Genomic DNA, 14,060 nt, shown 5'->3' with positions numbered 1-14,060 from the left:
TTTAGTTTCCCAAGGCAAAGTTTTATTGTATTTGTTGGGTTTCAGTAGCTTTAACTCCATAGACGCAATTTCAGCTTTTTGATGCTCTGTAAAGTATATCAATTTATCGTTATAAACTCGCTGAAAATGGGAAGACTATATAGGTAAGTAGGCGCGATTAAATCAAACTGTATCAAATTGAGAAAGGAATTAGGGTATAGGTTTTCATTTTTATCCCTAAGCTTTATTATTCTGAATATAGTTGTGATTTATAGTCATCGATTTACTGAAATGTGTGTATATCCTAAATGCTGATAAATACAATACAACCCCAACGTACTGCTGTACTTTTGATTGGTTTTCAAAATGACTACTTTGCGGCTGATGGGATTTTATATAATGTAATTGAGGAATCTTCAAGAGCTACCAAAGTACTAGAAAACACTGTTGAGCTTGTACGATGTTTGCTAGCGACTCCAGTTTTATTGATTGCAACACCAATTTTTTTTACGCCAAACTATCAGGAATTGATTGAACCTGTAGGAATTCTCAAAACTATCAAAGATGTTGGGGCTTTCCAAGTTGGTTTCAAGGGTTCGCAGATGATTGATGAGTTGTTACCATTTCGTAGCAACATTCTCGAAGTTCCGGGAAAACGAGGATTTAATGCTTTCATTAATACAAATTTAGAAGAGATTCTTCAGGAAAAAGAGATTACTCATGTAGTTTTGGCTGGTGCTGTGACTTCAATTTGTATCGATTCTACAGGTCGTTCTGCTCATGAAAAAGGCTATCAGGTAATAGTTTTGTCTGATTGCACCTCTGCTCGCACTGTATTTGAGCAGGAATTTTATCATACTCATGTCTTCCCTTTGTACGCGGATACCATCAACCACACCAAATTACTTCAGCGTTTGACCATAGCATAATGTCAGATTTCAACAATGAATTGCATACCCAAATTCAGTACAGTTTGATGGAGAAATTGTCTGAATCGGAACGGCGTTACCGAGAATTGGTGAATAGTCTGCGCGAAATTGTGTTTAAATGCGATCGCTTGGGTAATGTGAAATTCCTCAACCAAGCTTGGACTAAAACCCTTGGCTATCAGGTAGCAGATGTCATTGGTAGCCCTTTAAGCAATTTGATTGACGCAAATGATCGGCACTTATGGCAGGCAACTTTAGAAAAGCTACAAACTGGAGTAGAAGTCTGTCAAGAACTCCGCTTTCACCATCAAACTGGTGTGATTGTGTGGCTAGAACTGTCAATTCAACCTTGTGATGAATCTGAATTCTCGGGTTCACTGATCCATATTAATGATCGTAAGCAAGCAGAAGTATTACTGAAGCAAACGAATGAAGAACTGGAAGCTAGGGTAGAACAACGCAATACTGAGCTAATTCAAGCAAACCATGAATTAAAATTAACCCTAGAGAAACTTAAATATACTCAGGCTCAATTAGTACAAACTGAAAAAATGTCGAGTCTGGGACAATTAGTAGCAGGGATTGCTCACGAAATTAATAATCCAGTTAACTTTATTTATGCCAATCTCTCTTATGCATCAGAGTATACAGAAGCATTATTCCAAATAATAGAACTTTACCAGCAAGCTTATCCAGTTACGCCGCTACATGTTCAAGAAGCAATTAAATATTTTGATTTAGAATTTATTCAACAAGACTTAGCGAAGCTATTGCAATCGATGCAAGCAGGTAGCGATCGCATTCGAGAAGTTGTATTATTGTTACGCAATTTTTCCCGGTTGGATGAAGCAGAAATCAAAAATGTTGATATTCACGTCGGTATCGATCACACAATTACATTACTTCGTCATCGCCTCACAAACAATTCGGGAATGATGGGAATTCAAATTATCAAGGATTATGGCAGAATTCCCCTGATCAAGTGCTATCCGGCGCAGATGAATCAAGTATTCATGAATATTATCAATAATGCTATTGATGCTTTACTGGAGGCAATTAACCAATCTCAACTTTTAATGCCTACAATTTGGATTAGTACAGAAATCATTGATGAAGTTTGGCTGAATATTGGGATTAAAAACAATGGTTTGCCTATACCTGAATCTGTAATGGCAAAAATCTTCGATCCGTTCTTTACAACCAAAACTGTGGGTAAGGGAATTGGACTTGGCTTATTTGTAAGTTATCAAATTGTGATAGAAATGCACCAAGGTAAATTAACCTGCACCTCTTTGCCAAACAAAGAAACAGAATTTTGCATCCAAATTCCCATTGTGTAAGAAGGATGAAGTAAAGCTTAGGGTTGTAACGAAAGATTTGGTAGCGTTCACCCTATCAATCATGAACCATTACCAATTACCAATTACCAATTACCAATAACCAATTTGAACTATAAACGGTAGGATAGAGATTCAGCATCCATTTGTGATTGATTAATTTATGTCTGCTACGCCGCTTGTATCTCAGGTTGACTCACCCAACTCAGAAAAGTTAGAAAATATTCCCCCTTTACTAGGTGCGTCTGTTACCGAGTTAACTGCTTGGGTACAGCAGCAAGGACAACCTGGTTATCGAGGTAAGCAGCTGCATGATTGGATTTATCATAAAGGAGTGCGATCGCTTGCTGATATCACTGTTTTTCCTAAGCAATGGCGTGCGGATTTAGCAGAAATTCCCATTGGACGTTCCAAGATACATTACCGCTCGGAAGCAAGGGACGGCACAGTTAAATATTTATTGCAACTGTCAGATGGACAAATTATCGAAACTGTGGGGATTCCCAGTTTTGGTAAAGGGGGAGAAATTTCCAAAACCCGCTTAACAGTCTGTGTCTCTACTCAGGTGGGTTGTCCGATGGCTTGTGATTTCTGCGCTACTGGGAAAGGCGGCTATAAGCGCAACTTAGCCAGACATGAAATTGTCGATCAGGTGTTGACTGTACAAGAAGATTTTCAGCAACGGGTAAGTAATGTAGTATTCATGGGATTGGGCGAACCGTTGTTAAATACGGAGAATGTCTTAGCAGCCCTGAAATCCCTCAATCAAGATGTCGGTATCGGACAGCGATCGCTTACTGTTTCTACAGTGGGTATTCGCGATCGCATTCGTCAGTTAGCCCAACATCATCTCCAAATTACTCTCGCTGTCAGTCTCCACGCACCTAACCAAGCACTGCGAGAACAACTGATACCCAGCGCCCGCCCTTATCCTTTAGAAGATTTATTAGCAGAATGTCGGGAATATGTGGAAATTACTGGTCGTCGTGTAACTTTTGAATATATTCTGCTGGCTGGTGTCAACGACTTACCAGAACATGCTTTGCAATTAGCCAAATGCTTGCGGGGTTTCCAAAGCCATGTCAATTTAATTCCCTATAATCCTATTCAAGAAGTAGATTATAAACGCCCCAGTAGCGATCGCATTCAAGCCTTCCTCAATGTGCTTCAGCAACAGAATATTGCGGTTAGTGTGCGCTATTCTCGCGGTTTAGATGCTGATGCTGCGTGTGGGCAATTGAGAGCTAGTAAATCATGATGTCCAAGATAATGCAAAATTAAAAGCTGATAAAAGCTAATATCAAACATTGATGAAATTGTAGGGCGGTAATTATTTGGAATCACCGCCCCACAATTTGTATTGTCTATTTCCGCGTTTGCTTACGCAGGAATCAACACTGTGTCAATAATGCAAACTTAATCAAGTGTATACAGATGCGTATCAGCCACTCAATTTAATCACACCTTGACTAACCAGGGATTCCAGCTTGCTATCTTGCTGTATTTGCTCACGCACCAACCTTATCTGCTCGTGGCTGAGAATGTGTAATCCCGGATGGACAACATAATCTTTCAGGATGATGCTTTCCGGCTGCTGACTGTTGGTGCGATTGTAGGTAATGGAAGGCATACTTGCAAAAAGCTTTTTAGCAATAATGGGTAGAAGAGAGTTTGACTCTGCTCCCTAAGCTTTACACAAGTTTTTCACTAGATTGCAATTAGCAGCGCTCAAGAGTCAAAAAAACAATAATCTTAGTAAAGCACGGCGTAAATAAGCAGTTCTTTCTAAATTAACGAAACCCTTACGCCGCATAACAAATAATTTCACGAATCATTGTGGGTTTGCTAGATATCCATAGTTTCTGAGTTCTGTAGAATTATCAAAAATATTATCTTTTAGCGTGAATACCAGGGGCATAAGCCTCAATAACTCTACCAGTACGAGTGCAACTGATCATTAAGTAGTCGCAAGTTGGGCATTGTGTGCGAGTGATTTGACTATCAAAAATATAGTGACGTTCAGCCGCGCTGCCACAGTTGGGGCAACAAATTTTGTATATACTCTGCATTTTAAAAACCCTTAGTTGTAACTAATCTACTTAAAAAAACTACCAATTCTACCCGTATACATTTATTTGCGTCACACCACTTAATAAAAAGCCTATATATTTGGCTAATTACTTTAAACGAAATTTAAATTGCAAAAACTAACGCTATTGTATAACTATTATCTTAGTCTATGTGCTTGGTTATCATCTCACTTTAGATATATAAGTTTATTTTTGACCTACTCACTATTTAGAGATGGAATGATCCCTGCCACTAATACCTTCATATCACGTTATTTACAGTGATCTCCAGAAATAGTAAGTATATTAATAGCAAAAAGTTAAACTATTGAAAATACTGTATAATTGGTCACAAAATAATTTTATTTAAGCTTTGCTTAAGATTTATGCTGTTGAAATGGCAATGAAATGACGGGGAAATAATTTAATTAAAACTTCCAATCTTGATAGTTCAAAGCCTGGTTAATGTCTGTTAGTCTAGTTGTTGGTAATGGGTAATGGGGAATGGGTAATCGATATTGGGTTTTCCCAACTATCAATTACCCATCACTTTCTTATTGACCTGCTGAAGATTTTTAACAGCATTGATTAAGGAATATTAAAGTTACCAAAAAATTGGGTCTAAAGCCCCGTGCTTCTAGCACGGCTTTTCTTCAACTTCCGGATCATCTCTCTAAGTACGTCATTTTGAGTGCGATCTGTTTCTTCGCAGTATTTCAAAAGCGTTTCATACTCTTCATTAGAGCATCGAACTGTTAATTTCTTCATGCCGTCATATTGCCGTCGTTTTATGGTATAATACTAGCATGAAAACACTGAAGTTTAAATTGTACGAACACAAAAGGAATAGACACCTCAAGCGCACAATCAACGCTGCTGGAGTGATTTATAACCATTGCATTGCTCTACATAAAAGGTATTACCGGATGTTTGGCAAGCATTTAAACTGTGCAAAACTTCAGGCTCATATCGCCAAATTAAGAAAGCGTAATTCTTTTTGGCAATCAGTAGGTTCTCAAGCAGCACAAGATATTTGTCAACGCATTGAGAAAGCTTACCAATTGTTTTTCAAACACAATAACAAAGGAGTAAGACCACCAGGATTTAAGAAGGTCAAGAAATACAAATCGTTCACCCTTAAGCAGGCAGGTTATAAGTTTTTGGGTGGAAATAGGGTAAAAATTGGTAGTCGAGTTTACCAGTTTTGGAAGTCCAGAGAAATTGAGGGAACAGTCAAAACCCTAACTATTAAACGCACCCCGTTAGGTGAGTTATTTATGGTTTTGGTTGTTGATGAGGGTAGCTCAGAAGTTGAAGTTAAGACGGGTAAAATCGCTGGCTTTGATTTTGGGTTAAAGACATTCCTCACTTGCTCAGACGGCACTAAAATTGAATCGCCCCAATTTTTCAAGCAATCCCTAAGCGCCATTAAAAAAGCAAGTTCGCGGCATTCCAAAAAGCTAAAAGGCTCATCTAACAGAGAACGAGCCAGAAAGAATTTAGTACGCAAGCATGAAGATATTTCCAACCGTCGGCGTGATTGGTTCTGGAAATTAGCTCATGAGCTAACAGATAGGTTCGATATTCTCTGTTTTGAGACTTTAAATCTCAAAGGAATGCAACGTCTTTGGGGCAGGCAAATATCAGACTTAGCGTTTGGTGAGTTTCTGCAAATCCTAGAATGGGTTGCCAAGAAGAAGAATAAACTGGTTGTCTTTATCGACCAGTGGTATCCAAGTAGCAAGACATGCTCTAATTGTAAACATATTCTAGAAAGTCTTGATTTGTCAGTTAGAGAGTGGCGTTGTCCTTCCTGTCAGTCAGTTAATGGAAGAGACGAAAACGCTAGTCGCAATATTTGTGCAGTCGGGGCATCGACTGTTGGCTTAGGTGATGTCAGACTGGCTACGCCAGCAATCGCTGTCTGAAGCTAGAATCCCCATGCCTTCAGGCTGGGGAGTATGTCAATTTCGGTCTGCGGAAGCGCTGAGTGCACGGCGTACCGCGCCCTTTGGAATATATTGATGCGTCGCAGACATTTTTTGATTTGGTATCACTAATTAAAGAAGCCAGAAGAATTGGGGGATTCTCCCCCAAACCCCCGATTGGGTGACGGTTGCGTCCCCCAAACCCCCTCCAAAATTATTGTTCGGTTTTTTTTGTTGAGTAATACCAATTTGAACAAAGAATGCAACAGATTGTAGGGGCAAGGCACGGCGCATTGGTGTCAACTTAAGCTAAAAGCGATATAGGGTGGGCGTTGTACAAATACCTCGCGCCCTCATCCCCTAACCCCTTCTCCCGCAGGAGAAGGGGAACTAAATCTCTGGCTCCCTTCTCCCCGTGGGAGAGGGGCTGGGGGAGAGGGCAAAACCTTGCACAAGAGTGGGTTTCACGTTAAGTTGACACCACTGGGCACGCCGTGCCCTCTAGAATATATTGATGTGTCGCAAACATTATTTGAATTGGTACTAAGAAGTGCTTATATCTTAGGGATGAAAATAATCGTAGATTTCTTGGGCTAAACGCGGCCCAATACCTGATACTTCTGCTAGTTGTGCGGGTGTGGCTTGGCGAATATAGTCAACAGAACGAAAATGTCCCAATAGCAGCTTTTGGCGATGGTGTCCCAAACCGGGTATTTCATCTAGGCGCGATCGCTTTAATTTATCACTACGCTGTTGGCGATGGAAACTGACAGCAAAGCGATGGGCTTCATCTCTTAAGCGTCGCAATAATTGTACTCCTGGTTGTTCTGCATCGGTTTCTAAAGGTTGGGATTCTCCTGGGAGAAAAATCTCTTCTCGCCGTTTCGCTAAACTGACAACCCGCAAGTCTTCTAATAAATTCATCTCTTGCAAAATGGCGACAACGGATGATAATTGACCTTTACCGCCATCAATCATCACTAAATCTGGCCAGTCAGGATTACCCGCACGGGTTAATTGTGGATCTTCAATATACTTGCGAAAGCGACGCTGGATGACCTCTGCAAGACTGGCGAAATCATCTGAATGTCCGACGGTGACTGTGGGATTTTTAATTTTGTAGTGACGATAATGCTGCTTGGCGGGTAACCCATCAATAAATACTACTTGGGAAGCTACTGCATTCGACCCTTGAATGTGGGAGATATCATAACCTTCGATGCGGTGGGGTAAGTCTGGTAAATCAACAATTGCAGCTAAATCTTGCATTGCTTGCTGATTGCGATCGCCCAATTTTTGCATTCTTTGCAATTCATATTGGGCATTACGCTCGACCATTTCGATTAATTCTGCCTTGGTTTGGCGCTGGGGTGCAAGAATTGTCACTTTTCTCCCTTTTTTCCCAGTTAAAATATCTGCCAATATCTCACTATCTGGTAACTCATGCTGGACTAAAATTTCTGCGGGAATTTCCACCGAGTCAGCAGTTTGGTAATGTTCTTCTAACACGCGTTGTAAAATAGCACCAAATTCCGCTTGTGCATTCGCCACAAATCCTAAGCGTCCGACTAATTGCCCTGCACGAATTTGGAATAATTGAATACAAGCATGTTGGTCATCCGCTGCCAAGGCGATCGCATCCCGTGAAACTGTATCATCTGGTAAAGAAACTTTTTGATCCGCCGTCAGTGACTTTAACCCAGCTATTTGATCGCGAATCCGCGCTGCTGCTTCAAAGTTCAACGCTTCTGCGGCTTTCTCCATTTGCTGCTTCAGGATATCAATCAGTTCCTGAGTTCTTCCCTGAAATACCATCGCTACTTTTTGTACAGTTTTCCGGTATTCTTCTGGGGAAATCAGCTGCTGACACACACCAGGACAGCGTCCCAAATCATAATTCAAGCAAGGACGGTCTTTAAATAATGGTTGAGGTCGTTGGCGCAAGGCAAAGATGCGCTTAGAAATGCGTAAGATTTCGCGCAATAAACCTGCATCTGTATATGGCCCGTAAAATTTATCTCTTTCTTTCCCTAGTTGACGCTTACGAGTAATAAAAATCCGGGGATAGTCTTCTGACCAAGTGATGCAAACATAAGGATATTTTTTATCATCCTTGAGCAGCACATTAAAATATGGCTGGTGCTGCTTAATCAAGTTAGCTTCCAGCGCCAAAGCTTCTGCTTCGGTATCGGTAACGATAAATTCAATTTCTGCCACCTGTTTAACCATTGTGGCAATGCGATCGCTTTTATTGTAACCATCGCGGAAATAAGAACGGACACGCGATCGCAATTTCCGCGATTTGCCTATATAGATAATGCGATCGCTTTCGTCCCGCATAAAATAAACACCTGGTTCGGGTGGAATTTCAGCTAGACGACTTTCTAGGCGTTCTGGATCTTTAACTAGTGTGGGAGAAGATTTTGTCACGAAACAGATCTAGGTAATTTCATAAATCCACCTATTTCTATTTTAAAGAATATTAATTTTTTGTGTTGTTTCCTTCACCTGCTATCCCGCCAAGATTAACTACACACGCAACTACCATTTAGACCGCAGGATTTTTCTCTCACACTTTAGCTGATATAGCTTAACAAGCTAGTTTTTCTTGGATTGTCATCATTAAAGCTTTGAGATTGATGGGTTTTACAAAGTAACGCCAAGCTCCTAAATTTATGGCTCGTTGCTGATCGATTTCAAAAGCAAAAGCTGAAACTACAATTATTGGGATTTTGGCAAACTCTGGTTTTTGCTTGATTTGGGCTAACAATGAATAGCCATCAATATCTGGTAATTTTAAATCCAGTAATATTAACTCTGGCTGAAATTTTTCGACAGTGGTAAATAAAGCAGAGCCTAATGAAAGACTTTGGACATCGTAGCCAAAGTGGCTGAGATAGTCACTGAGCAACATTCTATTAACATCATTATCTTCAATTAATAGAATTCGTTTGATTGCTTGAGACTTTAATCGCTCATTAAGAGATATTAATTGTGCCGTCATTGTTCGCTATAATCTGATATTAATTTCCATCAAATTGGCATGATCAATTGAAATCTGAGAGCCTCTCCTTGACTATTTACGCGCTTTACAGCTAAATCACTAAATAATGAAACCCAGATGTTCACGGAATTAGAACTGAAGTTGCTCATGCTCATAATTTTCCGCAACCTATTGTCATTTTTAGCTCTTTTTGAGTTGAAAATGTATTTATGAAAATTTTTAATTTTCCTATTTGGGAAAATCAAAAATTTCAAATTCGGACATCAATTATTGCACAAGATAGGGAATCAGAATCTAGCCAAAGTCTAGGGAAAATGTCAGTCAAATGATAAATTTGCTGAATGTAAATCAGTCAAAATTTTAATAAATCGAATTTAGTTTTTGTTTATCTGTATTTCATAATATTATCTTAATAGTCTCACTTCCACAAAAAGTTAATATTTTTTTAAACTCTTTATAGTTATAATTGTGGTATTAAATAATTGGAATCAAATTATCTTCGTTAGTTATGAAGAATGGGCAATTTATCTCCATATACGAGTTTGGACAAGATAGATTGTATTTTTATGCCCAAAAAAGCGCTCAAATAAGAGCAAATACACAACTTTAACTCAACAAAATACTGAGCAATTTTGTCAAAAATATGAGGGTGCATTCAATCTATGTAATGCACCCTCATATGCTATAAATATTTGTCAAAGCAGCCAAAGCTCACAATCAACCCTACAGAAACTCAGCAATTCTCTCAACAGCAGTTTCTAATAAAGGTGGCTCATGCACCAAAGCAAAGCGCACATATCCTTCACCAGATTTACCAAAGCCAGTACCAGGAGAAGCTGCTACACCAGTTTTTTCGACTAGTTGAGTACAAAATTCCCGAGAATTTTGGCTCCAAGTAGGAGGTAGCTTTGCCCAAATATACATTGTGGCCTTGGGGGTAGGAACGTGCCAATCAATGCGATGTAAGGCATTAATAAAAGCATCACGACGTTTGCGGAAAGTCTCAACAGCTTTTTCCACTCCCGCTTGTGGGCCAGTCAAAGCGGCGATCGCGCCATTCAAAATCCCACGATATTGATTAAAATCGACGGCTGCTTTAACTTGGCGTAAAGCGCGAATTAATTCAGCATTACCAATTGCATAGCCAATTCTAAAGCCACCCATATTGTAAGACTTAGACAGGGTGAAAAATTCAATGGAAATGCTTTTATCGGGGTCTGCTTGCAAAATTGAGGGCACTAAAGCCGAATTTGCTCCCAGTCCCTGATCCCCTGTCCCCTCAAACACCAAATCTACATAGGGGAAATCGTGAACCAGGACGATATTATGTTGCTGACAAAAAGCTACTGCTTCTTTAAAGAAAGATAGCGGCGCGATCGCAGCTGTGGGATTGTGGGGATAACTTAAAACCATCATCCGCGACTGTGCTAAGACAGCAGCCGGAATATCGCTCAATACTGGTAAAAAACCATTTTCTGCCCGTAATGGCATTGGATAGATTTGACCGCTAGCTAAATATACACCTCCAGCGTGGGAAGGGTAACCAGGGTCAAGCAGCAAGGCAAAATCGCCAGGATTGAGCAATGCTAGAGGTAAATGTGCTGTACCTTCCTGAGAACCGATTAAAGGTAATACCTCAGTTTCCGGATCGACCTTAATCCCAAATTTTTTTTCGTACCAACTAGCAGCCGCTTGACGAAAGCCTTGAGTAGCATGGAACAGCAAATAACCATGTGTACTCGGGTCGTGAAGCGATCGCGCGATCGCTTCAATTACATGAGCTTCCGTTGGTAAATCCGAAGAACCTAGCGACAGGTCAATAATCTCTCTCCCAGCAGCCAAAGCGATCGCCTTGGCTTTATCCATATCTGCAAACACATTAGATTGCAGGGGTTGTAAACGCTTTGCAAATTCAATCATAATCAACCCCTAAGGGTAATTCAAAATTCAAAACAAAGAAAATAAAGGTCAAACAATGGCGGTGTAAAACCAATTCCAAATTCACAATTCAAAATTTAAGAAAGCCAGATTTCTCATGGGTTTCCGAGTTTGAATCTGTTACTGAATTTTGGAAACTTGATGTCAGGCTTGGTATAGATGAGTCCGCTCAATAAAATTGATTGGCTCAAACAAGGATGCTGTTAACTTCCGACTCAATAATTGTTGATAAAAGAGAAAATGACAAGAGGAAAGAGGTAAAGAAAACATCTTTAACTCTTACCCTGTGATTTTTTCTTTAAACCCAATTTCGAGTAGAAAATCTATCCGTTGCAGTCTTACATCAGACTGGCATATACTTTGCACCCAATACCCTTACACCCGCCGTAAAGGGCTTGTCATTTATTTGTACTTGAGACTGTTGACAGTAGGAGGGATAAAGGATGAAGAATGAAGAGAGAATTATTACCAGCCGCCGTAGGCGAAAAAATACACTATTGATAAGTAGGGTAATTTTATCCTTCATGCTTCAGCCTTACCTTCACTAATTACTATTTAAATGTTCATCTAAAAAGCTGAGTAATTTGTCTTTACCAATGACACCCTCAGAGGATGCCAAAAGTGCGTTGTCTTTAATGAGTCTTAAGGCTGGTACGCCTTCTACCTGATACTGCTTTACAGTAAGTGGGTTGGGGTCAATTTCCATTTTGACAACTTTTAGGCGATCGCTGTATTTAGTAGCAGCTAAGTTAATTAATGGTGACATGAGCCGACAAGGCCCGCACCAAGAAGCCCAAAAGTAAACCAACACTGGCAGATCGGTTGTTAAGACTTCGGTTTCAAACTCAGCATCAGTTACGGTGATTACACCCTTACTCATTGCAGTCTCCATGAGGTGGCATCTATCAAAATGGGCACACAAAATACTCTATCCCAAACTGAGGACATATTGGGAATGGGGCATGGGGCATTGGGCATTGGGAATGGGTAATGGGTAATGGGTAATGGGTAATAATAATTTCCCTTTTTTTTCCTTTTCCCTTTTCCCTTTTCCCCTTTCCCCCAATCCCCAATCCCCAATCCCCAATCCCCAGTCCCCCCAGATACAAAATCCCACAACCAAAGGGCGTGGGATGAGCTTTCATCAGTTTGGTGAAGATATTACATCTGATCCAATTGCTTGCGTAAAGACTCCAACTCAGCATCCACCACTTCATTGGGTTTCGGCTGTGTGCTTTGTTGTTGGGGTGTTTGAGGTGGTAGTGCGGGTTGATTGGCTGAACTAGCAGGGCCTAAGGTCATTTGGGCTTTTAGGGCTGCTAATTCATCGTCAACATCACTACCAGCTTCCAACTGTGCAAATTGACTTTCTAAATCAGCACCAGCTAATTCTCCTGCTGACTGCGCCCTAGCTTCTTGCATCAGGACTTTTTCTTCCATGCGCTCAAAAGCCGCCATTGCACTGCTGGTATTCATACCCCGCACCATACCTTGCAGTTGTTCTTGGGCTTTGGCGGTGGTAATCCGGGCTTTGAGCATTTCTTTCTTGGTTTTAGCCTCAGAAATCTTGCTTTCTAGCTGGATGAGGTTGCGCTTGAGGGTTTCAACTTGCCCACTTTGTTGATCTAAGCTAGTTTTCAGCGCAGTGCCAGTTTCAGTGTAAGTTTTTTTACGTTCTAGGGCTTGCCGTGCTAGATTTTCATCACCTTTTTGTAGGGCTAGTTGGGCATTGCGTTGCCACTTATTAATTTCATTTTGGGCATCATTGTACTGTTTCTCAGTGCGTTTTTGTGCCGCGATCGCTTGGGCAACACCCTGACGCAGCTGTACTAAGTCTTCCTGCATTTCCAGGATGGCTTGTTCCAGCATTTTTTCCGGATCTTCTGCTTTATTTACCAGGTCGTTGAGATTGGCACTGACTACTCGCTTAATTCGATCAAATAATCCCATAACTTTGTTTTTTCCTTGTGTTGTTTACGCAATTTGTTGGACAGTTAAGCTTTTTACTGTTTAATAGCTACTTATTCCAATGTAATCTTTCCGGTCTGGAACAGTACCTCCCAACACCCCTTAATTGTTAAGATATACTCCCGCCTCAGTAATTGCCCAACGATCAAGAGTCTTGATTTTTGGGTAGCTGTTGTTGTGATGGTGTGTTATTTGCATCATCAAAAACCTGCATTTTCATTGCTGCTAGTTCAGCATCAATGTCATTGCTAGATTCTAATGAAGCAAATTTCTTTTGCAGATCGTCGCCACCCAGTTGCGCTATAGCTTCTGATTGGGCTTCTATTTGCAAAACTTTGTCTTCCATACGCTCAAATGCATTGAGACTGCTGGTTGAGGAAACTCCGTTGAGCATTTCTTGCAGCTTGGCGGATGCTTCTGCAGAACGGGCGCGGGCAATAAACATATCCTTTTTGGTTTTAGCTTCGGATATTTTTAATTCCAGCGTCCGCATATCCTGTTTGAGTTTATCCACCAAAGTATTTTGCTCTAACCTTTGTTCAGAAAGAGTTTTGGCAGTTTCTTGGTAAACTCGGCGTTTAGTGAGAGCTTCTTTGGCGAGAGGTTCGTTACCTTGTTGTAGAGCCAGTTGCGCGCGACGATACCATTCTTCGGCTGTAGAATCAGCCGCAGCAGCTTGTCGTTCGGTACGTTTTTGGATGGCGATCGCTTGTGCTACTCCTCGCCGTAGTTGCATCAAGTTTTCTTGCATCTCTAAGACGGTTTGTTCCAGAACCTTCTCTGGATCTTCCGTACTGCCGATTAAACTATTAAGGTTAGCGCGAAACACCCGCAGGATACGCTTCATCACTTCCATATCGGCTCTCCATTCATTTTGTGCCAGTCAGCCCAACTCCTTTGGCGAATTT

At 40.7% G+C, this 14,060-nt stretch carries 14 protein-coding genes; 4 read left to right on the top strand and 10 right to left on the bottom strand.

Annotated elements, in window-relative coordinates; genetic code table 11:
• Positions 1-287: 287 nt before the first annotated feature.
• The 3 genes from HGR01_RS18760 (at position 288) to rlmN (ending at position 3,503) form a co-directional block, all read left to right on the top strand.
• The gene (locus tag HGR01_RS18760; protein WP_045874612.1) at positions 288-908 is read left to right on the top strand and encodes a cysteine hydrolase family protein; all 621 of its coding nucleotides are present in this window, start codon (positions 288-290) and stop codon (positions 906-908) included.
• Positions 908-2,248, top strand: coding sequence for an ATP-binding protein (locus tag HGR01_RS18755; RefSeq protein WP_052335459.1), 1,341 nt, complete (start codon positions 908-910; stop codon positions 2,246-2,248). Before HGR01_RS18760 ends, HGR01_RS18755 begins: the two co-directional genes overlap by 1 nt.
• A 160-nt stretch (positions 2,249-2,408) precedes the next feature.
• Positions 2,409-3,503, top strand: a complete 1,095-nt coding sequence (gene rlmN, locus HGR01_RS18750; protein ID WP_045874613.1) for a 23S rRNA (adenine(2503)-C(2))-methyltransferase RlmN — start codon at positions 2,409-2,411, stop codon at positions 3,501-3,503.
• A gap of 183 nt (positions 3,504-3,686) precedes the next feature.
• Here the strand turns inward: rlmN and HGR01_RS18745 are convergent, their stop codons facing one another.
• From HGR01_RS18745 to HGR01_RS18735, 3 genes are all read right to left on the bottom strand, one after another.
• A complete protein-coding gene (locus tag HGR01_RS18745; RefSeq protein WP_045874614.1) occupies positions 3,687-3,875 on the bottom strand; it encodes a hypothetical protein in 189 nt (62 codons plus the stop codon).
• A 259-nt stretch (positions 3,876-4,134) separates the two neighbouring features.
• The gene (locus HGR01_RS18740; RefSeq protein ID WP_071989495.1) at positions 4,135-4,314 is read right to left on the bottom strand and encodes a replication restart DNA helicase PriA; all 180 of its coding nucleotides are present in this window, start codon (positions 4,312-4,314) and stop codon (positions 4,135-4,137) included.
• A 621-nt stretch (positions 4,315-4,935) separates the two neighbouring features.
• The gene (locus HGR01_RS18735; protein WP_045868487.1) at positions 4,936-5,082 is read right to left on the bottom strand and encodes a ribbon-helix-helix protein, CopG family; all 147 of its coding nucleotides are present in this window, start codon (positions 5,080-5,082) and stop codon (positions 4,936-4,938) included.
• A gap of 38 nt (positions 5,083-5,120) precedes the next feature.
• On the opposite strand from HGR01_RS18735, the gene HGR01_RS18730 reads away from it, so the two are divergent.
• Positions 5,121-6,242 (top strand): RNA-guided endonuclease InsQ/TnpB family protein, encoded by a 1,122-nt coding sequence (locus HGR01_RS18730; RefSeq protein ID WP_045867859.1) that lies wholly within the window; start codon positions 5,121-5,123, stop codon positions 6,240-6,242.
• Between the two features lie 561 nt (positions 6,243-6,803).
• On the opposite strand, the gene uvrC is transcribed toward HGR01_RS18730, so the two are convergent.
• The 7 genes from uvrC to HGR01_RS18695 all read right to left on the bottom strand — a co-directional run bounded on the left by uvrC (position 6,804) and on the right by HGR01_RS18695 (position 14,008).
• Positions 6,804-8,672: an excinuclease ABC subunit UvrC gene (gene uvrC / locus HGR01_RS18725; RefSeq protein ID WP_045874615.1), complete on the bottom strand. Its 1,869-nt coding sequence runs from the start codon at positions 8,670-8,672 to the stop codon at positions 6,804-6,806.
• Positions 8,673-8,832: 160 nt separating this feature from the next.
• The gene (locus tag HGR01_RS18720; RefSeq protein WP_045874616.1) at positions 8,833-9,246 is read right to left on the bottom strand and encodes a response regulator; all 414 of its coding nucleotides are present in this window, start codon (positions 9,244-9,246) and stop codon (positions 8,833-8,835) included.
• A 723-nt stretch (positions 9,247-9,969) separates the two neighbouring features.
• Entirely contained in the window at positions 9,970-11,166 is a 1,197-nt protein-coding gene (locus HGR01_RS18715; protein WP_194007940.1) for an LL-diaminopimelate aminotransferase, read from the bottom strand.
• A 562-nt stretch (positions 11,167-11,728) separates the two neighbouring features.
• Positions 11,729-12,064 (bottom strand): thioredoxin family protein, encoded by a 336-nt coding sequence (locus HGR01_RS18710; protein ID WP_045874617.1) that lies wholly within the window; start codon positions 12,062-12,064, stop codon positions 11,729-11,731.
• Between the two features lie 48 nt (positions 12,065-12,112).
• On the bottom strand, positions 12,113-12,271 hold the full coding sequence (locus HGR01_RS18705; RefSeq protein ID WP_155539666.1) for a hypothetical protein: 159 nt from the start codon (positions 12,269-12,271) through the stop codon (positions 12,113-12,115).
• Positions 12,272-12,345: 74 nt separating this feature from the next.
• Positions 12,346-13,134, bottom strand: coding sequence for a PspA/IM30 family protein (locus HGR01_RS18700; protein ID WP_045874619.1), 789 nt, complete (start codon positions 13,132-13,134; stop codon positions 12,346-12,348).
• Positions 13,135-13,297: 163 nt separating this feature from the next.
• A complete protein-coding gene (locus HGR01_RS18695) occupies positions 13,298-14,008 on the bottom strand; it encodes a PspA/IM30 family protein (protein ID WP_045874620.1) in 711 nt (236 codons plus the stop codon).
• Positions 14,009-14,060: the final 52 nt, after the last annotated feature.

Origin of the sequence: Tolypothrix sp. PCC 7712 (assembly GCF_025860405.1) — a bacterium.
GTDB classification, from domain to species: Bacteria; Cyanobacteriota; Cyanobacteriia; order Cyanobacteriales; family Nostocaceae; genus Aulosira; species Aulosira diplosiphon.
This window is presented reverse-complemented; position numbering and strand designations above follow the sequence as displayed.